This is a genomic window from Alicyclobacillus mali NBRC 102425 (assembly GCF_001570745.1).
GTDB classification, from domain to species: Bacteria; Bacillota; Bacilli; order Alicyclobacillales; family Alicyclobacillaceae; genus Alicyclobacillus; species Alicyclobacillus mali.
In genome coordinates this window covers 1-26,021 of the sequence record NZ_BCSG01000018.1, presented here as the reverse complement: position 1 = coordinate 26,021, position 26,021 = coordinate 1, and the positions used below count along the sequence as shown (strand labels likewise).

The following is a 26,021-nucleotide window of genomic DNA, read 5'->3' as shown; positions in this document are numbered from 1 at the left end:
ACAATAATTCCGACTTAATAATTATGATTACTTTGTTTTATGCGCCGGCGGTCGGCTCATATGGAAAGAGGGATGAAGAATGGTCTTAGCGGCTTGGATGGTCGCCATGTTTTTCGCAGCCAACATCGGTGCAAGCGGTACGGCGGCCTCCATGGGCGCTGCGTACGGCGCGGGGGCGGTCCGCCGAAAGTGGGTGGCGCTTTTTCTCGTCTCCGTGTTTGCGTTCCTCGGGGCCACGCTCGGAGGGGGTCGAGTCGTCTCGACCATCTCCAACGGCATTGTCCCGTCTCGCCTCGTGACCGTCGAGATCACGCTCATTGTCCTCGCTGCGGCCTGCGTGACGCTCTTTGTCTCGAACGTCGTCGGCGTGCCCCTGTCCACGAGCGAGGTGACGGTCGGAGCCGTGGTGGGGTCAGGGCTCGCGGTCGGACACGTGCACACGGGCCGATTGGCGTTCATCGTGTCCATGTGGCTTGTGGTCCCATTTCTGTCGATGGTGCTGTCGTATCTGCTTGGTCTCATCGCGCGCAGGTTGGACCCGTGGGTCGGCCAGCGTGGGCGTGTGGTGGCAGCTGTGCTTCACGCGGTGCTGCTCGCATCCGGATGTTACGAGGCGTTCTCAGCCGGCATGCACAACGTCGCGAACGCCGTCGGACCGCTCGTCGCATCACGTGTCCTGACCGTACACGCTGGCCTCTATTGGGGCGCGCTGTTTGTGGCGCTGGGCGCATTCGCGCTCGGAGGGCGCGTGCTCGAGACCAACGCCAAGCGGATCACCAACCTGTCTGTGCTTCAGGGCATCGTGGTCTCGGTCACCAGCGCGAGTTTGGTTCTGGCAGCGGCGTTCGGCGGCATCCCCGTGCCTCAGGTTCAGGCCACGACCCTCGCCATCTTCGGCGTGGGACAATCGCATATCGGACTCGACGTGTGGCGCCAGAAGGTCGTTCGGACCATTCTGAAGACCTGGCTCGTGTCGCCGCTCGTCGCAATGCTCGCGAGTTATCTCGTGATTGAGGCGGCGGTGATGGGGGCGTACGTCCCGCTCGTCGTGTCAATCGGATCTGTCGTGGTCGCCTTGTTGTATTGGAGCATGCGGCCGCAGTCTCACCTGGGAACCCAGCGCGCCGACAGGCCGGCATGGATGGTGTCGCCGGCGCGAGAGGCGCAGGCGGATCGCCACGACGTCGTTTAGGGCGTCGTCGGGCGCAGTCCGGCCAGAAAGGCCATTCCGCTCGACACAGCGATGGGCAAAAGAAGCAGCCATGCGATGTGAGCCGGGATGTTGCCAATCAGGAATATGCCCATGGAAATCCCCATGAACACCTCCATCATGAGTTCGGACATTTCGAGGAGCGAGCGCGGGCGAAGCGCCATCACACCCGCCAGGCAGCCCAGTGCGGCGGCTGCCGCCCCTCCCAATGCTTTGCTGCGGCAGGCGAGTTCCACGGCGAGCTGCACGGCGAAGGTCAGGCGCATCAGATGAGCGGGGGAAACACGCCACCCCGCGAGCGGAACTCGGCCAAACCTTCGCGCGCTCTGGAACACAGCCCAGCTCTCCATCCACAGGACGCACAACACCACCGCGAACAGCAACAGACATCCCTCCTGGTCATGCATATGTCGCGGCGCTTTGCGCGAGACCCCCTTGCTTTGCGGACGGGAAGCCCTGTGCTACACTGATGGCGTTGCGCTCATGGGTGCGTGCCGCCGTGCACGCCGAAGAAAGCGCCAAGACGCGGAAAGGTGGGGGTCAGCATGCCCATCAAGGTGCCGGATGATCTGCCCGCGAAAGAAGTTCTGGCCGCCGAGCAGATCTTCGTCATGGGCTATCAGCGGGCGTTCACGCAGGACATTCGCCCTCTCAAAATCTTGATCCTCAACCTCATGCCCAAAAAAGAGGTCACCGAGACGCAGCTTCTTCGCCTGCTCGGAAATTCTCCTCTGCAGGTGGAGGTTACGCTTTTGCGCATGCGCTCCCACGTGGCGAAAAATACGTCTGCGGAACACTTGGAGCTGTTTTATCAGACGTTTGATGAGGTGTCCGAGCAGGCGTTTGACGGCATGATCATCACGGGTGCTCCCGTTGAACATCTTCCCTTTGAAGAAGTGACATATTGGGACGAGTTGTGCGAGATTCTGGATTGGACGCGATCGGCCGTGACGTCCACGCTGCACATCTGCTGGGGAGCGCAGGCAGGTTTGTACCGGCATTACGGCATTCCAAAGCGCCCGTTGCCCGAGAAATGTTTCGGGGTGTTCGAGCACACGGTGGAGCTCCGCTGCGACTTGACGCGAGGATTTGACGATGTCTTTCTCGCGCCGCATTCGCGCCATACGGACGTCGCCATCGAAGACGTGGCGAGGGTGCCTGAGCTGCAGATTTTGTCCACGTCGCCGGGTGCCGGCCTGTATCTTGCTGCGACGCCGGACGCGAGCCAGATTTTTGTCACTGGGCATCCCGAGTATGACGCGACCACGCTGGCGGAAGAGTACGAACGGGACGTCCAACGCGGAATGGACATGCAACTGCCCAAGAACTATTTCCCAGGCGATGATCCCTCCCAAACGCCGCTCAATCGCTGGCGCTCGCACGCCAATCTGCTGTTTGCGAACTGGTTGAACTACTGCGTGTATCAGGTGACACCGTTCGATCTGAGCGGCCGCGTGCGCAAGCGCCAGGCCCAGGTGTGACGATTTCGACATCCTGCTGCGTGGATCGACAAAATCGCCACGATTTTGCCCAGATTGGACCGCGATCGCGTCTGCCGAACGTCGTATAATGGTGGGCGTTGGTGTTTGGCTGTCGTTTGGGGTAGGGGGTTCATATGCCAGAACAGGGACAGACAACGGACCTCGTCGAACATCTGCGAAAAAAGATGATGGAGCGCGCGGCGGAGGCTGGCAGTCTGCAGGACAGTGAGGTCATTCGGCTCAGTCAACTCTTGGATCTTCATCTTGTCGCGCTGATGCGCCCGCGCGCCGCGCAGGCGGAGGACGCGCAACGGCCGTGCATGAGCGACCTTCCGCCCGCGGCTGGCGAGGGCCGGAGGCTGAATCCCTCGTGGATTCGCTTGCATCGGAGGCGCTTTCCAGGTCGTCGGCCACGCGCTGGACACGACCGGATGGTCCTAGTTCGGACATTGACGCGCTCGCGATGAACCGGTAGGCTGTCTAAAGAGTCCATTGGACAGATGTTCGCGGCAAAGGATGTGCAGCGGCTGTGCACTCGTATTGGTTCTTCATCGGCTCCTTTCCGGTTCGCTCATACAGCACCATTTTCGCGCTCGCGTTTTTGCTCGGCTTGGGCGTGACGCTGTATCTCGCAAAAATCCGAGGCAATCCGGGGGACGCGGACCACTGGTGGGGCCTGGCGCCGTGGCTTCTGGTCGGCGGCATTGTCGGCGCCCGATTTTGGCAGGTCTTCTTCTTTGATTGGGGCTACTACTCGGCACACCCAGGTCAAATCGTCCAGGTGTGGAACGGAGGCCTGTCGATTCAGGGCGGGATCGCCGGTGCATTGGTTGCCGCCATCTGGTACCTTCGTCGGCATCGGCTCAGCTTCCTACATTTTGCGGACATCGCCACACCCGGCATTCTTTTGGGACAGAGCATCGGCCGGGACGCCGACTTCATGAACGGAAGTGCATTTGGCGCGCCGACGCACCAAGGGTTTGGCGAGGTCTATCCGCCGGGCACGCTGGCGTACGAGACGTACGGCAAGCAGCCGCTCTGGCCCGCGGTGACGTGGGAGGGCATGGTGGATGTCGCGCTGTTTGCGCTGCTGTTTGTGATCCTGCAGCGGAAAAAGGGTTGGCCGCTCGGCTTTCCGTTCGTCTACTACCTCGTGACGTACAACGTGTGTCGCTTCTTCCTGGAGATGTTGCGCGGAGACTCGCCGCGCGGCGTATTCGGCTGGGATGCCGCGCAGTGGACGGCGCTCGCGTCGGTGGTCGTCGGAATTGCACTCGGGATTTGGGTATTCCTAAAGGAGAAGCGAAAAACGCCGCTTTGCGTTCAGGAAGCAAAGGGCGAATAAACAGGGCGGTGCACCTGGAAGCAGGCGCATCGCCCTGTTTCAGTTGGCGCTCGGCCTGGCGTTCGGCCGTCAGGGAGCAGAGCGAAGCACCGCGGAACCGGACTCGCGGAAGGTGCACGTGATCTGAAGCGCTTTGCGGAGGTCCTCGGCCACCTTGGCATCCGCCGTGTCTTCCGCGATGTCCTGCAGCCTGCGGCTGGTTTCAATCTGAATCTCGCCGCCCTTGATCCTGGAGACCTCGTGCGGTTCAATGCCCAGTTCCAGGGCGAGCCACCTCGACAGGCGAAGCAAAAGGGACAGCTTCTTTGCCCGCGGGTCTCGATGATCGAACCGGACGACCTGAGCCACGAGCTGCCATTCCATCGGCCGGAGCCCGTACAGATCCGAGTGTAGGATGAGGTACGCGGCGTGATCGCGCCATCGCTCGGGATGGACGAACGCTCCCGCGCCTTCGAGCTGCGCCGCGGTCCACAGCACCATTCTGTCGCTCGCATCGAGGTTGAGCCGGGAAGCGAGTTGTGCGCTGAGGCGCATGGCCATGTCGGCGACCGCGCCTGCGGCGGCGCGATCGATGCGAAAGTGGCGCTGGAAATTCCGGACGCTGAACTCGAGGACGGACGGCACCACCGGTTGGACGGTCCCGAGCAATCGTTCAAACAGCAGTCCTTCGCGAATGCCGCATCGGCTGACGAACAGCGAAGGGGGCTTCAGGGTGCGCACGAACGTCGCCAGAACGGCCAGCCCCGTGGTGATAATTTCCGCCCGGTGTTTGGCGATGCCTTTCATTTTGCGCCGCTTGGTGACGCTCATTTGCTGAAGTTGCTTCAGCTTGACGTCCACATACGATGCGGGAAGTTCGAAGCCGTGCAGCCGCGGCGTTTTCCGATGGGTCTCCGCCAGATACAGCTTTGCCAGCGCCCGCGCGGTTCCGCCGAGTCCGATGAGCGGAAGGAGTTCGCCTTCCTGCACCCAGGTGTGGTCGTGAAGCGCCTCGGCGGCGCAATCGCTTGCCATCTTTACGCACGTCTGTTCTCCGAATCGGCCGAACATCTCGCGCAGATTGAGAGCGCCGTACGGCAGGCTGGCGGCCCGCACAAGTGCGCGATTGCGCATGATGGCGATCTCGCTCGACGCTCCGCCGATATCGAAAATGACCGCATGGTGAAGAGGCATGGTGTTGACCACGCCGAGGAACCCGTAGCGGGCTTCCTCTTCGCCGGTGAGCACGCGGAAGCGGAGACCAGTGTCCCGCTCGATTCTCGCCTTCACGTCATCGCCGTTCTCGGCCTGGCGGAGCGCCGCCGTCGCAACAGGCATCCACTCGGCGACGTCGTGCAGCGCACCTTGGCGTACAAACTGGCGCAGACAGGAAATGGCGCGTTCAACGCTGGCTTCCGTTAAGCGTCGCTGGCCCGTCATGCCTTCGGCCAGCCGCACATTCTGTTTGACTTCGTACACAGGGCGATACGACTCCTCGTCGATCTCGAAAATCGACATTCTGCACGAATTCGATCCGAGGTCGACGATGGCCACGCGATTCGACATCGATTCCACTCACATCCACAGCTTGGCGATTTGACTTCATTTCAATCCAATGTACAGCCTCTCGGTCGCGATCGCAACGCCAGGCGAGTCAAGATTTGGCGCGCTTTATGGGGCATACGGCTGAATGGCCCGGTCACACTACAGGTGTCATCACCACCACATAAGGAGGGCATGAAAGATGGCAAACAACTCGGGTAGCAATCGCACACTGGTTCCGCAGGCGTCGAACGCGCTGGATCAGATGAAGTACGAAATTGCGACGGAGTTTGGGGTCAACCTTGGCCCGGAGACCACCTCGCGTCAGAACGGCTCGGTGGGTGGCGAGATCACGAAGCGCCTTGTGGCGTACGCTGAGCAGAGCCTCGCAGGCCGCGCGTAACGGCCATTGAAGACAGACGAGCTGCCAACGTCCCGTTGGCAGCTCGCTTCATGGTGTGCGGATGGAGGAGAGGAGCGCGGGCAGATCCGCCATGGAGCGGATGACCGCCCGCGGCGAACGCCCATACGGGAGTGCCCGGGAGCCGGATCGGCTGAGGAGACAGGCGCGAAATCCAAAGTGTTCCGCGGCCGCGGCATCCCAGTCATTGCTTGAGACGAAGAGCACGTCGCGCTTTTCCACTCGGAGGGTTTGAAGCGCGTGCTGATAAGCCCGGCGCGCAGGCTTGTAGGTCCGGACGGGATCCACGCTCACGACGTGATGGAAGGCGAACAAGAGGCCGCGCGCGGCGAGCGCGGCTTGCAGCGCGCGCAGTGTGCCATTGGACAGGATGGCGAGCCGTTCTCCCCGGAGTTTCTCGAGACCCTCCGCGACGTCGGAAAACACAGGCAGGTCATCCTGCGCGCGGGCGATTCGCTCGACGGCCGGCGCATCCAGGCGCCCCTGCAAGACGTGTGCGACGGCGTCGAGCGTCAAGCGGTCGAAGTCGCGGTAGGCCTCGGTGAGCGCCGCGTGCCACGCCAGCCGAAGCTGGGTATCGCGAATCTCATTCGCCAGCCGAGCGGCCTCGTCAGCGGGGACATCTTCCTGTGCCAGGGCGTGTGCGATGCCGCCGTGCCAATCAAGCAGTGTTCCGTACGCATCAAACAGGATGAGCACAATCCGGCCTCCTTCTTGCTGCATTACACCCCGCGCGCGCTCGGATCCCAGATGACTTTGTGAAGCTGCAGGTTCAGCTTCACGTCGCGCAGGCGATGTTTCAGGATGAGCGCCACGAGATCCCGAGGCGGCATGGTTTCCCACACCGGGCTCATCAGGATGGTCGCTCGCGTGGGATACGCCTGCACGACTTCAAGCGCGCGCGCGAAGTCGAGTTCGTTCGCGATCACGAATTTCACCTCGTCTCGCTCGGACAAAGACGTCAGGTGTTCGCCGATCATGCGGCTCTCTTCTCCGCTCGCGGGCAGCTTGTAGTCGACGATGAACCGCACCACCTCGCGCAGCCGCTCCGAGGCGTCGCGAAACCGGACGTACGGGCGCACGTCGATGGCGCCGTTCGTCTCGATGTGCACGTCTCGAACCCACTCGATACCCGCGATGGCCTCGATGAGCAATTGCGACTTGTGCCGATGGATGAGGGGTTCGCCGCCCGTGAGGCACACGTTTGGCCAACCAAATGCCTCGACGCGCTCGGCGATCTCCCGAAGCGTCGCGTGAAACGCCGGGCGCTCCGGCGCATAGCTGTACGGCGTGTCACACCACGTGCAGCGCAGGTTGCAGTGAAATACCCGCACGAAGGTCGTGGGGAAGCCCGCGCGCGTACCTTCGCCCTCGACGGTCTCGAAGATCTCGACCATGGGCAGCGAAATCTGGCCGGGATCGCCCCGCTTCGCCTCTTCGTAGGCGCCTTCCCACGGCGCGCGGATGGAAGCCACGTCCACCTTCACGACATCCACGCCCGATCCAGCGAGGCTCGGCTCGTCGGCGTCTCATACAGCTCGAGCCGCTCCAGTCTCACGTCGCGATCCCGCCCGTGCGCCTCCAGCGCGCGGTCCAGTTCCTCCCACATCCACACAATCATATTCTCCGCCGTCGTGTTCATCGGCGGCAGCACCTCGTTCAGATACTGGTGGTCCAGCCGGCGCTTGATCACGTCCTCGAACACGCGCTTCAAGTCGCCAAAGTCCACGACGATGCCGATGTCATTCACGCGCCCGCTCACGGTGATGACGAGCTTGTACGTGTGACCGTGAAGATTGGCGCACTTGCCGTCGTAGGCGTGAAGATGATGTGCCGCGTCAAACGTGAATTCTTTCGTCACGGCCACGCGGCGGTCGTGATATTTCAACTGTGATCTGTCGATGTCGGAGCCGAGCACCTGCAGGCGGCTCGGGATGCCATACGCGTTCACGCGTCTCACTCCTCGCAGAACTCCCGCGTTGATGACTGACGGCTTGGTTCGCGCTCACATGACAGAGGCTGTCCCACGGGCGGATGCCCTGGCGACAGCCTGCGCGAAACCCTTGTCTTGTATGCTCTACAGTGCACGATCTCGCGATGCGCACTTGTACCGACGCTGATACTCGTCGCAATCCGAGTCGGTGACCCACTCGTCGCCCCATTTTTGCACGGCTTCCATCACCGGGCGAAGCGCCTCGCCCTTCGGCGTCAACTCGTACACAATCCGCACGGGTGTCTCCGCGTACACTCGCCGAACGACCAGTCCGGCTCTCTCGAGCTCCTTGAATCGCTCGGCCAACATGCGGTCGCTCATGTTGGGAATCATATCCGAGATATCTTTAAAGCGCTTGGGCCCCTCGAGCAAGACGCGAATGATGAGCCCGGTCCAGCGCTTGCCGAGCAACGCAAACGCCCATTCGAATCGGGGGCAAATCTGCTCATGGTTGCCCATGACCATCATCTCCCTAACCTATTCTACCACAACTCAAATGAAAGTCGCACGCCATCCGTAGATTTGTTGCGCAATGCCCTTTCTTCTGGTACATCGGAGGGAGACACCAAGCGGAGGAGTGAGAGGGTGGCGCAAATTGTCCTGCAATTACCATCGCCGCACCACGTGGATCCGGCCTGGCGCGACACGGTTCAGGCGCGGCTCGATGCACTCGCGAAGCCCGTTGGCAGCCTCGGATCGCTCGAACCCGTGCTTTGCGACATCGCGGCCATCCAGGGTACGGCGCATCCGCGCATTCGCCGCCCCTTCTTTTTGCTCTTCGCGGCCGATCACGGCGTGGCCAAGGACCGCCCCATCTCGCGTTACGGCCAGCACGTGACGGAGGAGATGGTGAACCACATCGCGTCGGGCCGCAGTGTGTCGACTGTGCTGGCGAGATCGTTCGACGTTCCATGGCGCGTCTACGATGTCGGCATGGTGTCCGCGCCTAGCCATCCGGACGTCCGGCGGAGCAAGGTTGCGGCGGGTACTCGCGACTTCACGCGCGGGCCGGCGATGACCCTCGACGAGTGCGCGGAAGCGATTCGAATCGGCATGCAGGCCGTGCGCGACGCGCACGCGGACGGCGCTGATCTCGTGGTCCTTGGCGAGATGGGCATCGGCAACACAACCGCGGCTAGCGCGCTCTCCGCCTGGCTCCTCGCCGTGGACGTCGATCTCGTCGTCGGGACGGGCACGGGTATCCGCGAGCAGGCGCTCGCCGAGAAGCGCCTTGTGGTGCGCACCGCCCTCTCCGTATGGGGCGAGCGCGAGCCCTCGTTTTCGGCCGGTGACGCGCGCTGGCTGGCCGGCCTCGCGCACCTGGGCGGCCTGGAGTTGGCGTCCATCTGCGGCGCCATTCTCGAGGCTGCCGCCATTGGGCTGCCGGTTCTGTTGGACGGCGTGCTCGTCGGGGCCTGCGCCTTGTGGGCAGAACGCGCGCGCCCCGGCGTGCGCGACTTTCTGATTGCGGGTCACCTGTCGCCGGAACCTGCGCACGCGCTCTTGCTCGGCGAGCTCCGCAAGCGTCCCCTGCTGGATCTCGGCCTGCGCGTGGGCGAAGGATCGGGCGCGCTCATGGCGTGGCCCATCCTGAGGGCGGGGCTCGACGTGCTCGAGGGGACCGCGATGTTTTCGGAACGAGCAAGGTCAGGGAGGAATGTGACATGAGGCTGTACACGCGCGGGGGCGATCGCGGCACCACCGCCCTCATCGGCGGCGAGCGCAGGCACAAGGGCGACCGGCGCATCGAAGCGTACGGCGCGGTGGACGAGGCCTGCGCGGCGCTTGGGCTCGCCGCGAGTCTTATGCAGGGCGAGCAGCTGTCGGACATGCTCCGTCTCGCGATCTGGTTACAGCAGCGCTTGTGGGACGTGGGCGCGGACCTGGCGGCGCCGCCTTCCGCGAAGGATTACGTGCCGAAGGTCGATCCGTCGTGGGTGGACGATCTCGAACCCCTCATCGACAAGTATCAGGAGGAGGGGCCGCCGCTCACGCAGTTTGTGTTGCGGCAGGGAAGCCCTGCGGGGGCGGCGCTTCATTTGGCGTGCACGGTCGTCCGCCGCGCGGAGCGGGAGGCGTGGCGCCTCGCCGCGGATGAACCCGTGCCAGAAGCGGCCTTGCGCTTTCTGAACCGCCTGTCGGATCTGTTGTTTGTCATGGCCCGCGCCGCAAACGCGCGCGCAGGCGTGGACGAGATCGCGTACGAGCACAGCCCCGTCGTCTTTCGCGACGGCAAGTGACGGACCGGCGCGCCAGGACACTTCCCTGGCGCGCGTCAAGGTTTAGGTCGCTTCCGCCCGAGGTTTCGTATCCGACCGAGGATTCAATGCGCCAGTTGGAACTCGCGCTTCCAGCCGCCGTCCATCAGCCATGTGTACAGCGGCGCGGATCGCAGATACCACGTGCGCGATCCTTCGGTGAACGTCACGACGTCTGGCACGTGCTGGATGTCCTTGGACAGCGGTTCGCCCCGGCCTGAGAAGTAGGTGGTCGGCATCAGCGTGGCGGTTGCGCCGGACGCGAGTGTGAGGAACACCTCGGGCGGATCGATATTGGCGTTTACAATGATAGGTGGGCCGGGAAGCTTCGGGATGTTCACCTGCACGGGTCGGGCCTGCTTCATCCATTTCGCGATTTCCGCCTCGACTTGGGCAGGGTGGATGGGCTCATACCCGATTCCCGCCAGGCCTGCGGTGATGGACACGCTGCGCATGTCCTGCACCGCAGGAGTGGGCGGATGGGAGGAGGATGGGCTCAGGCTCGCTCGGAGGGGGCCCGAGCTTCCAGAGCCGACAGCCGCAGCCGCGACAGGGACACTCGCGGCGAGGCAGGTGGCAAGCAACGCGACCTTTCCCCACATGCGCATGACCTCCTTTTTTCTGTAGACGTCTGTCAACCGCGTTGTGTGACACGCATGCCGTTTGACAAGCTATCCGCCCCCATCTACGATGGAACTCGATCCATGTCGCTGGGTGCTTCGCGCGGCAACGCGGCGAAGAGAATAGGGAAGCCGGTGAGAGTCCGGCGCGGTCCCGCCACTGTGAACAGGAAAGCGGGCTCTGTCGAGCCAATCCGTGACGCCACTGCCATCTTGGTGGGAAGGCGCGCGGACGAGACCTGTGAGCCAGGAGACCTGCCCAGCGACACGCGGGCGCCCTTCGAGGAAAGGCGCGTGCACGCGCGCGGGCATTTACGTCCGCCATTTCTTCGAATGGGACCGCTCCACGCACAGATTGGGGGGTCCACACGTGTTGAAACGTCCGTTGTTCCAAGGAACCGCGCTGGCTGTGGCGCTTGCGCTCGGCGCCACCGTCTCCGGTTGTGGCACGCCGCAGGCCACGCAAAACAGCCTCACTACGAATTCGAGCGCAGCGTCTGCCATCTCGTATCCCATGACCGTGAAGGACGACATGGGGAACACCGTCACCCTGAAACACCAGCCGATGCACATTGTGTCCGGTTCGGAGGGCACGGACGAGATCCTCGTATCCCTCGTCCCCAGATCTCGCATTGCGCTCGTGACGACCATGGCGTCCAATCCCGAGTACTCGAATGTGGTCGCCCAGGTCAAGGGCATTCGCGCCTGGAGCGGTGACGATCCGGAGCAGGCGCTGGCCGTCCATCCCGATCTCGTCCTGGAAGCGGGCTACGTCACGAAGACCGTGCTCGATCAGCTTCACCAGGCCGGCGTACCCATGTATGCGTTCAGCCTGAATGACTTCAACGCCATCGCCGACATCGAGCGGAACATCCTGACCGTCGGCCGCCTCGTCGGCGAGCCCGCCAAGGCCAATGCGGTCGTCGCCAACATGAAGCAAGACATCGCACAAATCGAAGGCGCGGTTCAGGGCCAACCGCGGCCGACCGTCCTCGACTACGGCTCGTACGGCTATACGGCCGGGCGCGACACGACCGTCGACGACATCATCCGCGACGCGGGCGGCGTGAACGTGGCGCACATCTTGAACGGGTGGCAGAAGATCACGGACGAGCAGATTGTCAAGTGGAACCCGGACGTGATCATCGACTCGTCCGACGACGCCGCCTTCCTGAAGAAACTCGCCTCCGATCCGGCGCTCCAGTCGGTCACCGCGGTGCGCGAGCATCACCTGTACGCCATCAACAGCGCCGATATCTCCTCGGTGTCGCAGTACGTCGTGCGGGCCGTGTACGACGTCGCGAAGGTGCTGCATCCCACAGCACACCTGAAGTCGCCGAAGGTGATGGCATGACCAGGCGCCGCGCCTGGGCCTTTGGAGCGCTTGCCTTCGCGCTCCTCGCCTCGGCGGCGCTTGAGATCGGCATCGGGCCCGTGATCATCCCTTTTTGGCACATCCCGGCCGACACGTGGGCGTACTTCGCTGGCCATCGCGGCCTTGACGCGGTGGTCGTGGGGGCCATTCGCTGGCCTCGGCTCGTCGTGGCCGTGTTGGCGGGATCCGCGCTCGCGCTCTCAGGGGCCGTGCTCCAGGCCATTCTGCGCAACCCCATGGCGGACCCGGGCGTCATCGGCGTGTCGAGCGGCGGCGCGCTCGGGGCCGTGATCGCCGTCTCGACGGGGTTTGCCGCGCGCACCCAAGTGGCCACGCCCGCCTTGGCCTTCGCTTTTGGCCTGGCGGTGGCTGCCATCATCTACCGGCTGGCGACGAGCGCGCGGCGCACCGATATGTACCGGCTGCTTCTCGCGGGCGTCGCCCTGAGCTCGCTCTGCAGCGCCATCATCACGGCCATCCTCGACCTGTCCCCACTCGAGGAGATGCAGCAGATGATGTTCTGGCTGTTCGGCGGCCTGGACGGATCCAACTGGACGGAAGCCGCGACGCTTGCGGCCGTCAACGCGCTGGCCATGCCCGTCTTTTTGCGCCTCGCCTTTGCGTACGACATTCTCACGACGGGAGAGGAGCACGCGGAGGCGGTGGGCGTGGACGTGGAGCGCATCAAGCGCGTATCCCTTGCCGTGGCCGCGCTCATCGTGGCGGTGGCCGTGAGCACGACGGGCGTCATCTCGTTTGTTGGCCTCATTGTGCCGCATATCCTGAGGCGCCTCATGGGCCCGAATCACCGCCCGCTCCTCGCCGCATCCGCCATGGGCGGCGCGGTGCTGCTCACGCTGTCCGATCTCGTCGGCCGGACCGCGGTTCAGCCCGCGGAATTGAACGTCGGCATCGTGACGTCGTGCCTCGGCGTGCCCTTTTTTCTCTATCTGTTGTACCGACAGCGGCGTGGAAGGGACGCGGGCCTATGATCGAGATCCACCATCTCCACTACCATCCCATTCTGAAGGACATTTGCGCCGAATTTGCCCCGGGCGAGATGGTGGGCCTGGTGGGCCCGAACGGCGCAGGCAAGACCACGCTCCTGCGCGCGATGGCAGGCGTGCTTCGCCCGACGGGCGGCACGGTTCAGGTCATGGGCGAGCCCATCCACGCGCGAGAACCCCGCTGGCGCGCTTGCCGCGTCGCGTATCTTCCGCAGTTTGTCGCAGACGACATCCCCTTTACCGTGCGCGAGTTTGTCGAGATGGGGCGATACAGCCACGCGCCGAGCGGTGTGCTTGGCAGGGCGGACGCGGCCGCGGTGGACGACGCGCTCGCCGTGATGGGGCTCATGGGGTACCAAGACACGCCGCTCGCGAATCTTTCCGGGGGCGAGCGACAGCGGGCGGCCATTGCACGCTGCCTGGCCCAGGAGGCGCCGATTTTGCTCCTCGACGAGCCCATCGCGAGCCTCGACATCCACTATCAGCTCGACATCCTGGCCAGGCTGCGCGCCCTCGCCGGGGAAGGCCGCCTGATCATCATCGCCCTGCACCATCTGGAACTCGCTCTCGCTCACTGTCAGCGCACGGTCTGCCTGCACCGCGGCCGGTTGGTCGCCGACGGATTGCCCGACGAGGTGTTTACGCCTGAGCTTCTGCGCGCCGTCTTTCGCGTGGATGCGCGCCCGTTTCGCGATCCGCACACGGGAGCCCTGCGCCTCAGCGTCAGCGCGGCGATCCCCAGTACTCCTGAATGATGTGGACCAGGTTGTGCACGGTAACCGAGTGGAGCCACACGCGCCCCGGCCCCGTCAGTTGCACCAGGAACAGCCCGTCTCCCGAAAACAACATGTTGGCGACGCCCTGCATGAGCTGGACTCGGTAGTCGATCCCGTCTGTGAACGCCGCGATGTGGCCTGGATGAACGAGCAGGCTCTCGCCCCGGGCGAGATCGCGCTCGACGATCTCGCCGTCAATGGACAGAAACGCCATCCCGTCGCCTGCCAGGTGGGTCAGCGCCAGGCCGTTGCCGCCGAGAAAGCGGCCGATGTTGAGCGTGACCTCCACGCCGTAGTCCACCGTCGACTCCGCGCAGAGAAAGCTGTGCCGCTCTGCGATCACGCGTCCGTATTGGCGCAGCGGCAGCGCGAGGATGTGCCCAGGCATGCGCGTGGTGAACTGCACCACGGATTCGCCTCGCGCGGCGCGATAGTAGGTGAGAAATACGCTGTTGCCGCTCAGCGCCCGCCGAAACATGCCTGCGAGGCCGCCCGGCGCCCGCGTCTCCATGTACGTGCCTGGCGTCATCGAAAGCAGGCACCCCGCCTCCGAAAACACGCTTTCTCCCGGTTCCAGTCGAATTTCGAGCGTCTGCATGGTCGAGCCCTCAATGCGGTATTCCATTCCACTCCTCCTCTTCGCGACGAAACGCCTGTACAGTTGGGGTGATCGTACCACAAGCGGCGAGCGGTATGGGTCGGATGTTGTCGACTTGACGCCCGCGCAGGACATTTATACAATGTAAATGTTAAACGATAGAAAGATTAGCTCGTTATAAAGATTTGGCGACGTGAACGATTGCGCATCAGGAGGATGGCGGATGCAAGGGGACATGGACGCGCTGACCCAGCGGTTTGCACAGTCGCTCGGCGTGCTGGCGCAGGAGTTTGGACCACACCTGCTGAATCGGCTGCACACGGGCCTCACCGCGGGCCAGTATTTCACCATGCAGATGATTCGGCGCGAAGGGCGGCTCAAGGTGTCGCAGCTCGCGGAGCGGCTGGAGGTGACGCCGAGCGCCATCACGGTGATGATCGATCGCCTCGAGCATCATGGTTACGTGTCGCGGCTGCGGGATGAAGAGGACAGGCGCGTCGTCGTGATCGAGCTCACGCAGGCCGGGCGCGCCAAGCTCGCCGAGGTGGAGCGGGCGTGGTTCGAGATGATGCGGCAGATGGTGTCGCGCATCGAGCCCGGGGCGTTTGAACAGTGCGTTTCAGCCCTGGAAACGATGGTCACGGCAGCGAAACACCTTCGAACGGAGTGGGATGGGGAGGAGATTCCCCGACAGGAGGTATGACATTGAGCGCCGCGTACGAGGTGCAGAGTACCAATCAAATCACCGGCGCCCGCAAGTGGTGGGCGTTTGCCACCGTGCTCGTGACAATGTTCTTCTCGTCGCTGGATCAGACCGTGGTGTCGACGGCGATGCCGACGGTGATCAGCGACTTGCACGGTTTGAATTTGTACACGTGGGTGTTCACCGCCTACATGATCACGTCGTCCATCACAGTACCTATCTACGGTAAGCTGTCGGATGTGTTTGGGCGCAAGCCGTTCTATTTGTTCGGCCTCGTGATGTTCGGCGTCGGATCCGCCATCTCGGGCCAGGCGCACAGCATGATGGAACTCGTCTGGGCGCGCGCGGTGCAGGGCGTGGGCGCGGGAGCCATGATGAGCATGCCGCGGGCGACGGTCGGGGACATCTTTTCCCCGAAGGAGCGCGCCCGCTGGATGGGCGTGATGATGGCCGTGTTTGGGCTTTCGAGCATTGTAGGGCCGGCCATTGGCGGTTTCATCACGGACGACTGGTCGTGGCGCTGGGTGTTTTACGTGAACCTGCCGTTCGTGATCGTGGCCATCGTCGGCGTCGTATTCGCACTGCCCAGGGTTCGGACGAAGGATCAGGTCAAGGTGGACTGGCAGGGCGCGGCGCTTCTCACCGTCGGCCTTGTGCCCATCCTGCTCGCACTCACGTGGGCAGGAAGCAAGTACGCGTGGGGCTCCTCTGAAATCCTCGGCATGTTGGCAGGCGGCGTGGTGGTGCTGGTGGTGTTCGTGTTCTGGGAGATGCGGGCGCCGGATCCGCTTGTCGCGCCGTGGCTGTTCCGCAACCGCATCTTCACCACGTCGCTCGTGCTGCAGTTGCTCGTGGGAATGGCGATGTTCGGAAGTCTGATGTACCTGCCCATCTTCGTCCAGGGCGTGATCGGACTCAACGCGCAGAACAGCGGTTGGATCATGACGCCGATGATGGGCGGTTTCATGGTTGGGAGCATGGTTTCTGGACAGGTGATGTCCAAGACGGGGCGGTACCGCCATGTGGCTTGGCTGTCGGGCGCCGTGATCGTGGTGGGTTCCATCTTGTTGAACCGGATTGACGTGCACACGTCGTGGCCGACCATCATGGTGGACATGGTTGTGCTGGGCCTTGGCATTGGCGCCTTGATGCCGCTCATGAACATGGCGGTGCAAAACGCATTTCCGTATCGCGTGATGGGGACGGTAAACGCGAGCCAGCAGTTCGTGAGTTCGCTCGGCGGCGTCGTTGCTTCGCCGGTGTTTGGAACCGTGCTGAATCACGCCTTTTCGAACAAGCTGAGCGCGTCCCTTCCTCCGGCGCTCTCAGCGGTGAAGGGAAAACTCGGTTCGCTGAACCCGCAGGCGCTGCTCACCTCTCAGGCGCAGAAGGCCATCGCATCGGAATTCGACCGACTTGGCCCTGCGGGGCAGGCGCTCTATCACCAGCTGATGCAGGCAGTGAAGTTGTCCTTGACGTACGGAATCCAAAAGCTGTTCTTGGTGGGCTTGATCTTTTCCGCGCTCACGTTCATCGGTACGTTCTTCCTGCCTGAGGTGAAGCTCAAGGGTGAAGAATATTTTCGCGCTGAGGAGAACGAGGAACACGCGGGCTGAGCCGCGTCGGATACAGCCGCTCACAAGGGCTCACGAGAAGCCCTGGAGCGGCTTTTTTGTCGGCTGCCTGTGCGGTCGTTACAAACTGTTCAAGCTCGTGCCGCGGTTTGTTCAAAAACCTACACATAGAGTGCATTTTTTTCGAAGTATATGGTGATACGATCCAAGTGTAAGGAGCGCTCCAAGTATCACTTGTGATCACGAGTATGGAAGGGGGAGAGCTCATGCCGAGTGAAGTCGCGTTGGCGCGGTGGCAGTTTGGCATCACCACGGTGTATCACTTCTTCTTTGTACCGGTGACCATCGGTCTCGTGTACCTGATTGCCATCATGGAGACCTTGTACGTCGCCAAAAAGGACGATCGTTACAAGCAGATGGCGCAGTTCTGGGGGAAGATCTTTCTCATCAACTTCGCGGTGGGCGTGGTGACGGGCATTTTGCAGGAGTTCCAGTTCGGCATGAACTGGGCGAATTATTCCCGCTTTGTGGGCGACGTGTTTGGCGCGCCGCTGGCGATTGAGTCGCTGCTCGCATTTTTCCTCGAATCTACGTTTCTCGGCGTCTGGATGTTTGGATGGGATAAGCTCTCGAAGCGCATGCACGTGGCGTCCATCTGGCTGGTGGCCATCGGGACCACGCTCTCGGCGTTCTGGATCCTGACCGCGAATGCCTTCATGCAGCACCCGGTGGGCTACACGCTCAAAGACGGTCATGCCGAAATGTCGAGCTTCGGCGCGCTCCTGACCAACCCGCAGTTGTGGTACGAATTTCCGCACGTGTTTCTAGGAGCACTCGTGACCGGCGCGTTCGTCGTCATGGGCATCAGCGCGTATCAACTGTTGCGCAAGCGCCACATCGAGGTGTTCCAGCCGAGCTTCGCGATTGCATCCATCGTGGCCGTGGCCGCGAGCTTTCTCGTGATGGTCGTCGGGCACGAGCAGGCGCAGTATCTCCTCGTGTCCCAGCCGATGAAGCTGGCGGCTTCGGAGGCGCTTTGGCAGACCAGTGGCAGCCCGGCTCCGTGGACGCTGTTCGCCATCATCCACGCTGGCGCGCACAAGAACACGTGGATGATTCAGATTCCATACCTCCTCAGCGTGCTCTCTTACAACCGGTTGTACGGCAGTGTGCCCGGCATCCTCGAACTCCAGCAACAGATGCAGGCGAGATATGGCGCGGGCAATTACATTCCCGACGTCCCGGTGATCTTCTGGAGCTTCCGCATCATGGTCTTCGCGGGTGCTCTGATGTTCCTCGCCTCCGCGTGGGGCGTGTGGCGGATCATTCGCAATCGATTGGTTCCTAGCAGGCGCTACCTGAAGTGGATGCTCTGGGCCACGTCCTTGCCCTTCATCGCGAACAGCATGGGCTGGATCATGACCGAAATGGGGCGACAGCCGTGGGTGGTGTACGGCCTGCAGCTGACGCGAGACGGGGTGTCACCGACCGTGTCCGCGGGCGAGGTGCTCACGACCCTCATTGTTTTCACGGTGCTCTACGGTCTTCTTGCCGTGGTGGACCTGTTCCTCATCGCGCGCGTCGTGCGACAGGGGCCAGTGGAAGACGATCACGGCGATGAATCCGAGTCGCTTTCGCCAGTGGCGCTTTGATGGGCGTGCGACGAGCCTTAGGAGGTACGCGAGATGACACTTGAATCGTTCTGGTTTGCGATCATCGCCGTGTTGTTCATCGGCTTCTTTTTCCTCGAGGGCTTCGACTACGGCGTGGGCATCCTGGTTCCGTTTCTCGGCAAGACGGATGGGGAACGCAGGCTGCTCATCAACACCATCGGGCCGTTCTGGGATGCCAACGAGGTGTGGTTCATCACGGCTGGCGGAGCGATGTTCGCCGCCTTTCCGGGCTGGTATGCCACGCTGTTCAGCGGATTTTACATGGCGCTCTTTCTGCTGCTGGTGGCGCTCATCGGGCGAGGTGTCGCCTTCGAGTTTCGCAGCAAGGTGGAGAACCCGGCTTGGCGGACGTTCTGGGACTGGGTCATCTTCGGCGGCAGCCTGTTGCCACCGCTCCTCTGGGGCATTGCCCTCGCCAACATGATGCACGGCGTTCCGATTGATCAGAACAAGAATTACGTCGGATCGTTCTGGGATCTCATCAGCCTGTACTCCGTCATGGGCGGGGTGAGCATGACGCTTCTCTTCGTCCTGCACGGGGCGCTCTTCATCTCGCTTAGAACGTCCGGCGTGCTGCAGGAGAGAGCTCGAGCGGCGGCCACGGCCATCGGCGCGTGGGCGACGGCGCTCACCTTCCTGTTCGTCGTGCTGAGCTATCTCGAGACGGATATGTTCACGCGCCGGGGCATTGACCCGGGGGTCGTGCCTGTCCTGGCCGGTTTGGCGCTGTTCTCGGTCCAGTTCTTCATTCGCGCGAAGCGCGACGGTTGGGCGTTCTTCATGACGGGGCTGACCATCGTTCTTTCGACCATCACGGTCTTCATGGACCTGTTCCCGCGGGTGATGGTCAGCTCGCTGAATCCGGCGTGGAGCCTGACGATTTATAACACGGCATCGAATCCGTATTCGCTGAAGGTGATGACCATCGTCGCGCTGACGGTGGTGCCGTTCGTTCTCCTGTACCAGGGATGGAGTTACTGGGTGTTCCGGAAGCGGTTGTCGAGCGATCACCCGCTCGAATACTGAGGAACGAAGGTGAAGCCCATGCGTTCCGTCACTCGTCACCTGCCTGTCGCGACGCGCCAGGAACGACGTACGTTCCTGCTCGCATCCGCCGCATCCGCGCTCGCCGGGCTCTTGGTCCTGCCGCAGGCGTGGTACCTGTCGCGGGCTGTGAGTTCTGTATTCCCGCGTGCGGACGGGGCACATGCGTGGTTCGCCGCGCTCATCGCGTTTTTCGCCGTGATCGCGGCGAGAGCGGTCCTGATGGCAGTCGCCAAGTGGCTGTCCCAGCGCTTCGCCTCGCATGTCAAACGGCGCATTCGGCGCGAGATGGTCGAGCAGATGGCTGCGCTTGGGCCGGTGGAGGTACGCCGCCATCCGGCCGGAGCATGGCGGACGTGGCTCACGGACGGGATCGACGGAATGGACGCGTATCTCGCGAGCTATCTTCCGCAAGCGGCTGCGTCCGCGGCGGTGCCGATCGCCATCCTCGCGTTTGCTGCGGTCGAGGATCGGTTGACGGCCGTCATTCTTGCGGGGACGGTGCCCTTCATGGTGCTGCTGCTTGTCCTCGTGGGGCAGGCGGCGCAGAAAGCCACCGACAGGCGGTTTGAGGCCCTCGAACGCCTCGGGGGCCACTTCCTCGACGTGGTGCGCGGGCTCTGGACGCTGAAGGTGTTTGGGCGCAGCCGGGCGCAGGTGGACATCATCGAGCGCGTGGCGGACGACTATCGGCGAACGACCATGAAGGTGCTCCGGCTCGCGTTTCTGTCCTCGCTCGTGACGGAGCTTTTCACCATGGTGAGCATCGGCCTCGTGGCCGTCTCGCTGGGCATCCGCTTGTTGAACGGCCGCATGGACTTCGGCGTGGCCCTCGTGCTGCTCCTGCTCGCGCCGGAATATTACCTGCCGATTCGCACGGCGGGTGCCCAGTATCACGCGGCGCGGGACGGCGTGGCGATGCTTGAGCGGCACCGGGAGGTGCTCGAGACGCCGATATCTTCCATGCCGCTACGCGACGGAGGCCGGACGTCGCTCGTGAGCCCGCAGGGCGTCGCCATCGAGTTTCGTCACGTCACCGTCCGCTATCCCGGCGCCACGAAGCCCGCGCTTCAGGACGTCTCGTTCCGCATTGGGCCGCGCGAGTTGGTCGCCGTCGTCGGGCCGAGCGGCGCGGGTAAGAGCACGCTCCTCGCCGTGCTGCTCGGCTTCATCCGGCCGGAGTCAGGCGAGGTGCTGGTCGGCGGCGTGCCGCTCGACGAGATTGATCTTGGCGCGTTTCGCCGTCATCTGGGCCTCGTCGCGCAGGAGCCAACGTGGTTCCACGCGACGTTGCGCGATAACGTCACGTGGAAAGAGCCGCGATCCGACGAGGAGATTCGGGAGGCGCTGTGGATGTCGGGGCTCGACCAGGTCGTCGAGCGGCTGCCTGGCGGCATGGATACGGAGATCGACGGCGAGCGGGTGCAGCTTTCGGGCGGCGAGCGGCAGCGGCTGGCCCTGGCGCGCCTGGTCCTCCGGAGGCCGGCCGTGGCGCTGCTCGATGAGCCGACGAGATCGCTCGATCTCGCCACCGAGCGCGCGCTTGAGGGGCATCTGATTCCTTGGTTACGGCAGCGCACTTCCATCGTTGTCGCGCATCGACTGAGCGTGGCACTCGCGGCCAATCGCGTCCTCGTCCTCGACGGCGGTCGGCTCGTCGAACAGGGCAGACCGGAGGAACTTCTGCGTGCGCATGGCTATTTTCACGCTATGGTGAGCCGTTACCGTGGCGAGGAGGTGCTTGCCTGATGAGACGCGTGCGCTGGATGTGGGGATTTGTGCGTCCAGTCGTCGGCCGTGTGGCGGGTAGCACTGGGCTTTCCTCCGCCACGTTCGTGGCCGCTGCGGCGATGATGGCGACGGCGGGCTACCTGATTTCCGCCGCGGCGCTCAAACCGTCGACGATTCTGATGCTGTGGGTGCCCATTGTGGGCGTGCGGTTTTTCGGCACCAGTCGGGCGGCGTTTCGTTATCTCGAGCGCCTGATTTCGCACGACACCGTCCTTCGTCTGACGGCACGCCTGCGCGCGATCGTATTTTCGCATCTAGAGCGCCATCCGGATTCCTTGATTGGCCGTCGCACCGTGTCGACCCTGGATCTCATCCTGACGGACATGGAACGAGTGCAGAACGGGCTTCTGAGGCTTCTTTTGCCGCTCGGGAGCGGCCTTGCTTCGAGCGCGCTGGTGGGTGCATGGCTCGCGCGGATGGATCTGAGCCTCGCGGTGACATTCGCGCTCGGCGTTCTCGTGGCAGGAATCGGGGCACCGTTACTGGCCTTGTTGATCTCGAATCGCTGGCATAGCTCGAGGTTCGCCATTCGCCAGAGGCGCGAAGCCGGGATGGACGATCTCGTCCGTGGGATCGAGGAGCTACTCGCGCATGGCGAGATTGACGAGATGCTCGCGCGCCTGGACAGTTGGGAAGAGGAGGAGGAGCGGCTGACTGCTCACCTCGACGCCGTGCGCGCGATCCTCGATGGAGCGTTGTATGTGGGCGCTACGGCTACTGTGGCGGTCGTTCTCGCCGAGGCCATCGAACTGCATCTCATGTCGCACTTGCCTGGCACGATGATAGCAGCCGTGACACTCATGGTCATGGCGGCCATGGAACCTTGGACCACTGTGGGACCAGCATTCGCGGATGCTTTTGAGGTGAGCCGGTCGGTTGCGAAGATGGCCGATCTCGCGCCGGTGTCGAGCGGGGAGGTCGGTCCACAAGCGGAGAGCGAAGGGGCGTCGGCCACTTTGCCACTCGCTCTCGCTTCTACCCATACGGCGTTCTCGACGCGTGGTCTTTCCTGCCGCCGAGGAGACGTGTGGGCGCTGAGGGACGTCGACATCGAGGTCCCCCGTGGTCACCGGGTTGCCATCGTTGGGGACAGCGGGGCCGGTAAATCGACGTTGCTCCACGTGGCGCTAGGTCTCGTCGCCTACGATGAGGGCGAGGTGCGATGGTTCGGCCATCCACTCGTCGGCTTGGCGGAGGCTGAGCTTCGACGTCTCGTCACAGCGGTGCCGCAGGATACATACATCTTCCATACGACACTTCGCCAGAATCTCTTGCTCGCGAGGCCTGATGCTACGGACGAGGAACTCATGACGGCCCTCTCCATCGCGCAGCTCGAGGATCTCGTTTCGCGGCTTCCGAAGGGGCTCGACACGGTGCTGCATGATCGCGGGTACTCGCTCTCGGGCGGTGAGCGTCAGCGGCTTTCTCTCGCACGGGCTGTGCTCTCTGGGGCCGAGGTCGTACTCTGTGACGAACCGACTTCTTCGCTTGACGTCGAAACGGAACGCTCGTTCATGGAAGCGTTTTTTACCGCGCTGCGAGACAAGACCGTAGTCTGGGTCACCCACCGGCTTACGGGTATGGAATACATGGATCAGATCTTCGTATTACACGAAGGACGCGTCGTCGAACGCGGTACGCATCGCGAGCTTGTTTATCGAGGCGGCGTCTACAGCGAGTTGTGGAGCATTCAACGAGAAGTAGGGTCCAGTGTCCTCACGAACGGAGTGTTTGGCGAGTCGGTATGACGTGTAGGACTAGGTTTAGATGTCGAGACTATGGGGGGAGGAGACATATCGCGAGAGACCACACGTGATGGTGCGTTCCATCTGGTTCAGGAGGCACGTATGGGAAGCAGGGTGGAGTTTCTCCAAAGTGTATGCATCGTCATTGGGGTCGAGTTGAGCGTCATTTTCCTTCTGCTGCTATTGTTATCTCCATGGCTATTGCGGACTTTCTTCAAACTGGCGGTGCGCAGATTTACAGAAATTCTATTCCGAGATCCTTATACGAACAATCTGTTAGAGGGTTACACGGCGCTTAAAAAATTTGGTCTACAATGGACGTTGGAAAATGAGTTGCGCGCGCAAAGCGGAAGAGCGTTAGAAAAGCCGATTGGGACAGGACGCTCTTTCCCGCATTTTGACGGACTGCTCCTCACGCCGGGCCCTCTTCGCCGCCGCCCTCTTGAGTTGACGGATCCAGTGGATCTTCAGGTCACCATCGGTCGACACTGTAAACGGCCGCTGCAATTGTCGATGCCAATTCTCGTAAGTGCCATGGGATATGGTGTTGCTTTACGAAAGCCCATTGTCCAAGCGATTGCACTTGGTACGGCGAAAGCTGGAACGGCATGCAATGTGGGGCAAGGCCCCGTCGTAGCGGAATGGACGCACTGGGCAGACAAATGGGTGGTTCAGTACCATCGCGCGCCATGGCGCGGGGGCGAATCGGCTTTCCAACGAGCACATATGATTGAAATTCGCTTCGGACAAGGAGCGAATGTCGGTTCTGGGACGTTTGTGTCCGCGAAAGGTTTGGATCGAACTACCCGCAGAGACTTGGGGCTGACCGATGCATCGGACGTGGCCTATATACCGGCCGGCCATCCCGAAGTCGAGCGAATGCTCGCCTTTCGCTCTCTAATCAGAAGATTAAGGAAAATAAGCGGAGGAGCCCCCATTGCGGTTAAGATTCCAGCGAGTCACTACATCGAGCAAGACATTGAGTGGGCTGTGAAAGCTGGCGCAGATGTGATTGTGGTCGATGGGGCACAGGGTGGGACCCATGCGTCTCCTGCGGTGCTCGTTGACGATTTTGGGATTCCCACACTCTCCGCCCTTTGTCGTGCTGCTCGATTTCTGCGCGAGCGAGGGTACCAAGATAGGGTGGACCTCATTGTCTCGGGCGGGATTCGAACGCCGGGGGACATTATGAAAGCGCTCTGTTTGGGCGCTTCGGCGGTTTACATGGGGACAGCTGCACTATTTTCAGTCGTGCATACTCAACTCGCGCGCACACTGCCGTTCGAACCTCCGACTCAGATCGCGTGGGCCAATGCGGAGATTTCGGCGAAGTTTGACGTCCGCACCGGGGCAGAGTCGTTGGCAAAGTTTCTTCAGGCGTGTGCCGACGAGATAGGCGTCGGCTTGCGAGCGCTCGGTAAGCCTTCGGTTCACGCCTTGGATCATAGCGACCTTGTTGCGTGGGATGCCGAGGTTGCGAGGATTACAGGGTGCCCACTCGTCTAGACGCATAGGGAAATCGAGTTTGGTGAACGCTACGGGAGAATCGCATTCCAGGTACGCTGGTGATGCAGGATGACAGGCAGAGCAGATGGGCTTCTATCGAAGCGGGTCGAAGACAACTGGTTGATGCTCCAGGCTTGTTTAGCCTCCGCTCCTGATCTCAAGAGAATGCCGTTTGAATGGAACGGATCCCTCGCCTTCGTTGTGTGGATCGACGGTCTTGTGGCTGCAGAGCGTATTCAAATGGGACTCTCGATCTTGCGCTTGGAAGAAGCGTCAAAGAAGTCCATATCATCCTTGAAGCACTTGAGGCAGCAGGCACTATGGATGTCGATGAACGCAACTGAGAAGCGAGATGACGTGGTCACAGCTGTGCTGGGAGGGAAAGCGGTTCTCTTTCAAGACGGACTCGGAACAGCTTTCATCTGGGACGTCGAGTCTTTGCCAGGTCGCCAGGTTGATCGAGCGGAAAACGAACCGACGTTACAGGGGCCGCAAGAGGCGTTCGTGGAGAACCGCGTTCTGAATATCGCCTTATTGCGGAAGAGATTGCGTTCACCAGACCTCAGGATTCTCGATTTTACAATCGGTGAGCGAACGAGAACGACGGTTTCCCTTCTATATGTCGAAGGTATTACGAAGCCTCAACTCATTCAAGAGGTCTCCTCGCGATTATCTAAGGTGTGTATTGATGGTGTGGTCGACATGAATGTGGTCAGGGAGTGGATTGCAGATGCGCCAAGGACAATTTTTCCAACCATCGAGGAAACAGAACGGCCCGAACGCGTGGTGTCGGGGCTGCTGCAGGGAAGAGTCGCAATTGTAGTGGACGGCACCCCCATGTGCATGGTGCTCCCCGCGACATTCGCGCAATTCATCACGTCGCCGGAAGACTACTACATGCATTACACGCTCGCCTTGCCTCTTCGTCTCTTGCGCCACATCATGTTTTGGTCATCGGTACTACTCCCGGCCGTGTATGTCTCGTTGTTGACGTATAACCAAGACTTGGTTCCTACGCCGCTCGTTCAAAAGATCAGTTCTCAGCGCGCCGGGATCCCTTTTCCGACGGTCTTTGAAGCGCTTTTCATGATGTTCGCGTTCGAAGCACTGAGGGAGGCGGGAACGAGACTGCCTAGAGCCGTGGGGCAGTCTGTGAGCATTGTGGGCACCCTGGTCATCGGGGAGGCTGCAGTGCGCGCCGGGATCGTGTCCGCAGGCATGATCATTATTGTCGCCGCCACCGGTATCGCCTCCTTTACCGCGCCAGCCTTGGGGATGGTGCAGGCGACACGGTTGTTACAATTTTTGTTTGTCCTATGTGCAGGCGTATTTGGACTTTATGGCGTTGCAATTCTGGGGATTTTGTTGATTGAGCCTTTT

General features: G+C 62.1%; 26 protein-coding genes and 1 riboswitch. Of the genes, 18 read left to right on the top strand and 8 right to left on the bottom strand.

The genetic code is table 11. From position 1 onward, the window contains the following. The first annotated feature begins 79 nt into the window (after positions 1-79). On the top strand, positions 80-1,192 hold the full coding sequence (locus AMA01_RS07130) for an inorganic phosphate transporter (RefSeq protein WP_067849455.1): 1,113 nt from the start codon (positions 80-82) through the stop codon (positions 1,190-1,192). On the opposite strand, the gene AMA01_RS07125 is transcribed toward AMA01_RS07130, so the two are convergent. Then, positions 1,189-1,593 carry a hypothetical protein gene (locus tag AMA01_RS07125; RefSeq protein WP_067849453.1) on the bottom strand — a complete coding sequence of 135 codons (405 nt, stop codon included), beginning with the start codon at positions 1,591-1,593 and terminating at the stop codon, positions 1,189-1,191. The two genes, AMA01_RS07130 and AMA01_RS07125, sit on opposite strands and share 4 nt — an antisense overlap. Before the next feature lie 162 nt (positions 1,594-1,755). On the opposite strand from AMA01_RS07125, the gene metA reads away from it, so the two are divergent. From metA to lgt, 3 genes are all read left to right on the top strand, one after another. Beyond that, the gene (metA, locus tag AMA01_RS07120; RefSeq protein WP_067849451.1) at positions 1,756-2,691 is read left to right on the top strand and encodes a homoserine O-acetyltransferase MetA; all 936 of its coding nucleotides are present in this window, start codon (positions 1,756-1,758) and stop codon (positions 2,689-2,691) included. A gap of 134 nt (positions 2,692-2,825) precedes the next feature. Then, positions 2,826-3,158: an aspartyl-phosphate phosphatase Spo0E family protein gene (locus AMA01_RS07115; protein ID WP_230088127.1), complete on the top strand. Its 333-nt coding sequence runs from the start codon at positions 2,826-2,828 to the stop codon at positions 3,156-3,158. 62 nt (positions 3,159-3,220) lie between these two features. Next, a complete protein-coding gene (gene lgt / locus AMA01_RS07110) occupies positions 3,221-4,036 on the top strand; it encodes a prolipoprotein diacylglyceryl transferase (RefSeq protein ID WP_067849449.1) in 816 nt (271 codons plus the stop codon). 69 nt (positions 4,037-4,105) lie between these two features. Here lgt and AMA01_RS07105 read toward each other — a convergent pair whose 3' ends face one another. Continuing rightward, positions 4,106-5,581, bottom strand: a complete 1,476-nt coding sequence (locus AMA01_RS07105; RefSeq protein ID WP_067849447.1) for a Ppx/GppA phosphatase family protein — start codon at positions 5,579-5,581, stop codon at positions 4,106-4,108. Between the two features lie 178 nt (positions 5,582-5,759). Here AMA01_RS07105 and AMA01_RS07100 point away from each other — a divergent pair, with 178 nt between their 5' ends. Then, positions 5,760-5,960, top strand: coding sequence for an alpha/beta-type small acid-soluble spore protein (locus AMA01_RS07100; RefSeq protein WP_067849445.1), 201 nt, complete (start codon positions 5,760-5,762; stop codon positions 5,958-5,960). 48 nt (positions 5,961-6,008) lie between these two features. Here the strand turns inward: AMA01_RS07100 and AMA01_RS07095 are convergent, their stop codons facing one another. The 4 genes from AMA01_RS07095 to AMA01_RS07080 form a co-directional block, all read right to left on the bottom strand. Further along, complete coding sequence (locus tag AMA01_RS07095) at positions 6,009-6,677, bottom strand: haloacid dehalogenase type II (protein WP_067849443.1); 669 nt, start codon at positions 6,675-6,677, stop codon at positions 6,009-6,011. 23 nt (positions 6,678-6,700) lie between these two features. Next, positions 6,701-7,474 carry a 7-carboxy-7-deazaguanine synthase QueE gene (locus AMA01_RS07090; RefSeq protein ID WP_231862863.1) on the bottom strand — a complete coding sequence of 258 codons (774 nt, stop codon included), beginning with the start codon at positions 7,472-7,474 and terminating at the stop codon, positions 6,701-6,703. Then, a complete protein-coding gene (gene queD / locus AMA01_RS07085; RefSeq protein ID WP_067849441.1) occupies positions 7,462-7,929 on the bottom strand; it encodes a 6-carboxytetrahydropterin synthase QueD in 468 nt (155 codons plus the stop codon). The genes AMA01_RS07090 and queD overlap by 13 nt, the downstream gene beginning before the upstream one ends. Positions 7,930-8,055: 126 nt before the next feature. Beyond that, positions 8,056-8,439 (bottom strand): winged helix-turn-helix transcriptional regulator, encoded by a 384-nt coding sequence (locus AMA01_RS07080; RefSeq protein ID WP_376738335.1) that lies wholly within the window; start codon positions 8,437-8,439, stop codon positions 8,056-8,058. Positions 8,440-8,556: 117 nt separating this feature from the next. Here AMA01_RS07080 and cobT point away from each other — a divergent pair, with 117 nt between their 5' ends. Together cobT and AMA01_RS07070 are read left to right on the top strand one after the other, a co-directional pair. Then, on the top strand, positions 8,557-9,639 hold the full coding sequence (gene cobT, locus AMA01_RS07075) for a nicotinate-nucleotide--dimethylbenzimidazole phosphoribosyltransferase (RefSeq protein WP_067849437.1): 1,083 nt from the start codon (positions 8,557-8,559) through the stop codon (positions 9,637-9,639). After that, on the top strand, positions 9,636-10,211 hold the full coding sequence (locus AMA01_RS07070; RefSeq protein ID WP_067849435.1) for a cob(I)yrinic acid a,c-diamide adenosyltransferase: 576 nt from the start codon (positions 9,636-9,638) through the stop codon (positions 10,209-10,211). The genes cobT and AMA01_RS07070 overlap by 4 nt, the downstream gene beginning before the upstream one ends. An 83-nt stretch (positions 10,212-10,294) precedes the next feature. Here AMA01_RS07070 and AMA01_RS07065 read toward each other — a convergent pair whose 3' ends face one another. Further along, positions 10,295-10,831 carry a hypothetical protein gene (locus tag AMA01_RS07065; protein WP_067849433.1) on the bottom strand — a complete coding sequence of 179 codons (537 nt, stop codon included), beginning with the start codon at positions 10,829-10,831 and terminating at the stop codon, positions 10,295-10,297. A 93-nt stretch (positions 10,832-10,924) separates the two neighbouring features. Next, positions 10,925-11,126: riboswitch (cobalamin riboswitch) on the top strand. Positions 11,127-11,219: 93 nt separating this feature from the next. Here AMA01_RS07065 and AMA01_RS07060 point away from each other — a divergent pair. From AMA01_RS07060 to AMA01_RS07050, 3 genes are read left to right on the top strand one after another with little or no spacing between them, the layout of a single operon-like run. Continuing rightward, entirely contained in the window at positions 11,220-12,203 is a 984-nt protein-coding gene (locus AMA01_RS07060) for an ABC transporter substrate-binding protein (protein ID WP_156468424.1), read from the top strand. Further along, positions 12,200-13,216: a FecCD family ABC transporter permease gene (locus AMA01_RS07055; RefSeq protein ID WP_067849431.1), complete on the top strand. Its 1,017-nt coding sequence runs from the start codon at positions 12,200-12,202 to the stop codon at positions 13,214-13,216. Before AMA01_RS07060 ends, AMA01_RS07055 begins: the two co-directional genes overlap by 4 nt. Then, positions 13,213-13,986, top strand: a complete 774-nt coding sequence (locus tag AMA01_RS07050; RefSeq protein WP_067849430.1) for an ABC transporter ATP-binding protein — start codon at positions 13,213-13,215, stop codon at positions 13,984-13,986. The genes AMA01_RS07055 and AMA01_RS07050 overlap by 4 nt, the downstream gene beginning before the upstream one ends. On the opposite strand, the gene AMA01_RS07045 is transcribed toward AMA01_RS07050, so the two are convergent. After that, positions 13,955-14,632, bottom strand: a complete 678-nt coding sequence (locus AMA01_RS07045) for a TIGR00266 family protein (protein ID WP_067849428.1) — start codon at positions 14,630-14,632, stop codon at positions 13,955-13,957. The genes AMA01_RS07050 and AMA01_RS07045 overlap by 32 nt on opposite strands. 196 nt (positions 14,633-14,828) lie before the next feature. Between AMA01_RS07045 and AMA01_RS07040 the strand changes: the two genes are divergently transcribed. The 8 genes from AMA01_RS07040 to AMA01_RS07005 all read left to right on the top strand — a co-directional run. Next, positions 14,829-15,308: a MarR family winged helix-turn-helix transcriptional regulator gene (locus tag AMA01_RS07040; RefSeq protein WP_067849426.1), complete on the top strand. Its 480-nt coding sequence runs from the start codon at positions 14,829-14,831 to the stop codon at positions 15,306-15,308. Beyond that, positions 15,305-16,924 carry an MDR family MFS transporter gene (locus AMA01_RS07035; RefSeq protein WP_067849424.1) on the top strand — a complete coding sequence of 540 codons (1,620 nt, stop codon included), beginning with the start codon at positions 15,305-15,307 and terminating at the stop codon, positions 16,922-16,924. The genes AMA01_RS07040 and AMA01_RS07035 overlap by 4 nt, the downstream gene beginning before the upstream one ends. Before the next feature lie 224 nt (positions 16,925-17,148). Continuing rightward, entirely contained in the window at positions 17,149-18,534 is a 1,386-nt protein-coding gene (locus tag AMA01_RS07030; protein WP_067849422.1) for a cytochrome ubiquinol oxidase subunit I, read from the top strand. A 33-nt stretch (positions 18,535-18,567) separates the two neighbouring features. After that, a complete protein-coding gene (gene cydB, locus AMA01_RS07025) occupies positions 18,568-19,581 on the top strand; it encodes a cytochrome d ubiquinol oxidase subunit II (RefSeq protein WP_067849420.1) in 1,014 nt (337 codons plus the stop codon). An 18-nt stretch (positions 19,582-19,599) separates the two neighbouring features. After that, positions 19,600-21,348 carry a thiol reductant ABC exporter subunit CydD gene (cydD, locus tag AMA01_RS07020; protein WP_231862868.1) on the top strand — a complete coding sequence of 583 codons (1,749 nt, stop codon included), beginning with the start codon at positions 19,600-19,602 and terminating at the stop codon, positions 21,346-21,348. Further along, positions 21,348-23,138, top strand: a complete 1,791-nt coding sequence (gene cydC / locus AMA01_RS07015; protein WP_231862862.1) for a thiol reductant ABC exporter subunit CydC — start codon at positions 21,348-21,350, stop codon at positions 23,136-23,138. The genes cydD and cydC overlap by 1 nt, the downstream gene beginning before the upstream one ends. Positions 23,139-23,237: 99 nt before the next feature. Further along, on the top strand, positions 23,238-24,641 hold the full coding sequence (locus AMA01_RS07010; protein ID WP_230088129.1) for an FMN-binding glutamate synthase family protein: 1,404 nt from the start codon (positions 23,238-23,240) through the stop codon (positions 24,639-24,641). Positions 24,642-24,710: 69 nt separating this feature from the next. Then, positions 24,711-26,021: spore germination protein (locus AMA01_RS07005; RefSeq protein ID WP_231862861.1), on the top strand; the 1,311-nt coding region annotated here is incomplete at its 3' end.

Bases quoted from the DNA above. Each gene is read 5' to 3' on its own strand.
- AMA01_RS07100 (WP_067849445.1), top strand. From the start codon at position 5,760: ATGGCAAACAACTCGGGTAGCAATCGCACACTGGTTCCGCAGGCGTCG.
- AMA01_RS07115 (WP_230088127.1), top strand. From the start codon at position 2,826: ATGCCAGAACAGGGACAGACAACGGACCTCGTCGAACATCTGCGAAAA.
- AMA01_RS07035 (WP_067849424.1), top strand. From the start codon at position 15,305: ATGACATTGAGCGCCGCGTACGAGGTGCAGAGTACCAATCAAATCACC.
- AMA01_RS07045 (WP_067849428.1), bottom strand. From the start codon at position 14,632: ATGGAATACCGCATTGAGGGCTCGACCATGCAGACGCTCGAAATTCGA.
- cydC (WP_231862862.1), top strand. From the start codon at position 21,348: ATGAGACGCGTGCGCTGGATGTGGGGATTTGTGCGTCCAGTCGTCGGC.
- cydB (WP_067849420.1), top strand. From the start codon at position 18,568: ATGACACTTGAATCGTTCTGGTTTGCGATCATCGCCGTGTTGTTCATC.
- AMA01_RS07105 (WP_067849447.1), bottom strand. From the start codon at position 5,581: ATGTCGAATCGCGTGGCCATCGTCGACCTCGGATCGAATTCGTGCAGA.
- AMA01_RS07040 (WP_067849426.1), top strand. From the start codon at position 14,829: ATGCAAGGGGACATGGACGCGCTGACCCAGCGGTTTGCACAGTCGCTC.
- AMA01_RS07030 (WP_067849422.1), top strand. From the start codon at position 17,149: ATGCCGAGTGAAGTCGCGTTGGCGCGGTGGCAGTTTGGCATCACCACG.
- AMA01_RS07080 (WP_376738335.1), bottom strand. From the start codon at position 8,439: ATGATGGTCATGGGCAACCATGAGCAGATTTGCCCCCGATTCGAATGG.
- AMA01_RS07070 (WP_067849435.1), top strand. From the start codon at position 9,636: ATGAGGCTGTACACGCGCGGGGGCGATCGCGGCACCACCGCCCTCATC.
- AMA01_RS07130 (WP_067849455.1), top strand. From the start codon at position 80: ATGGTCTTAGCGGCTTGGATGGTCGCCATGTTTTTCGCAGCCAACATC.
- AMA01_RS07010 (WP_230088129.1), top strand. From the start codon at position 23,238: ATGGGAAGCAGGGTGGAGTTTCTCCAAAGTGTATGCATCGTCATTGGG.
- AMA01_RS07050 (WP_067849430.1), top strand. From the start codon at position 13,213: ATGATCGAGATCCACCATCTCCACTACCATCCCATTCTGAAGGACATT.
- cydD (WP_231862868.1), top strand. From the start codon at position 19,600: ATGCGTTCCGTCACTCGTCACCTGCCTGTCGCGACGCGCCAGGAACGA.
- metA (WP_067849451.1), top strand. From the start codon at position 1,756: ATGCCCATCAAGGTGCCGGATGATCTGCCCGCGAAAGAAGTTCTGGCC.
- AMA01_RS07055 (WP_067849431.1), top strand. From the start codon at position 12,200: ATGACCAGGCGCCGCGCCTGGGCCTTTGGAGCGCTTGCCTTCGCGCTC.
- AMA01_RS07065 (WP_067849433.1), bottom strand. From the start codon at position 10,831: ATGTGGGGAAAGGTCGCGTTGCTTGCCACCTGCCTCGCCGCGAGTGTC.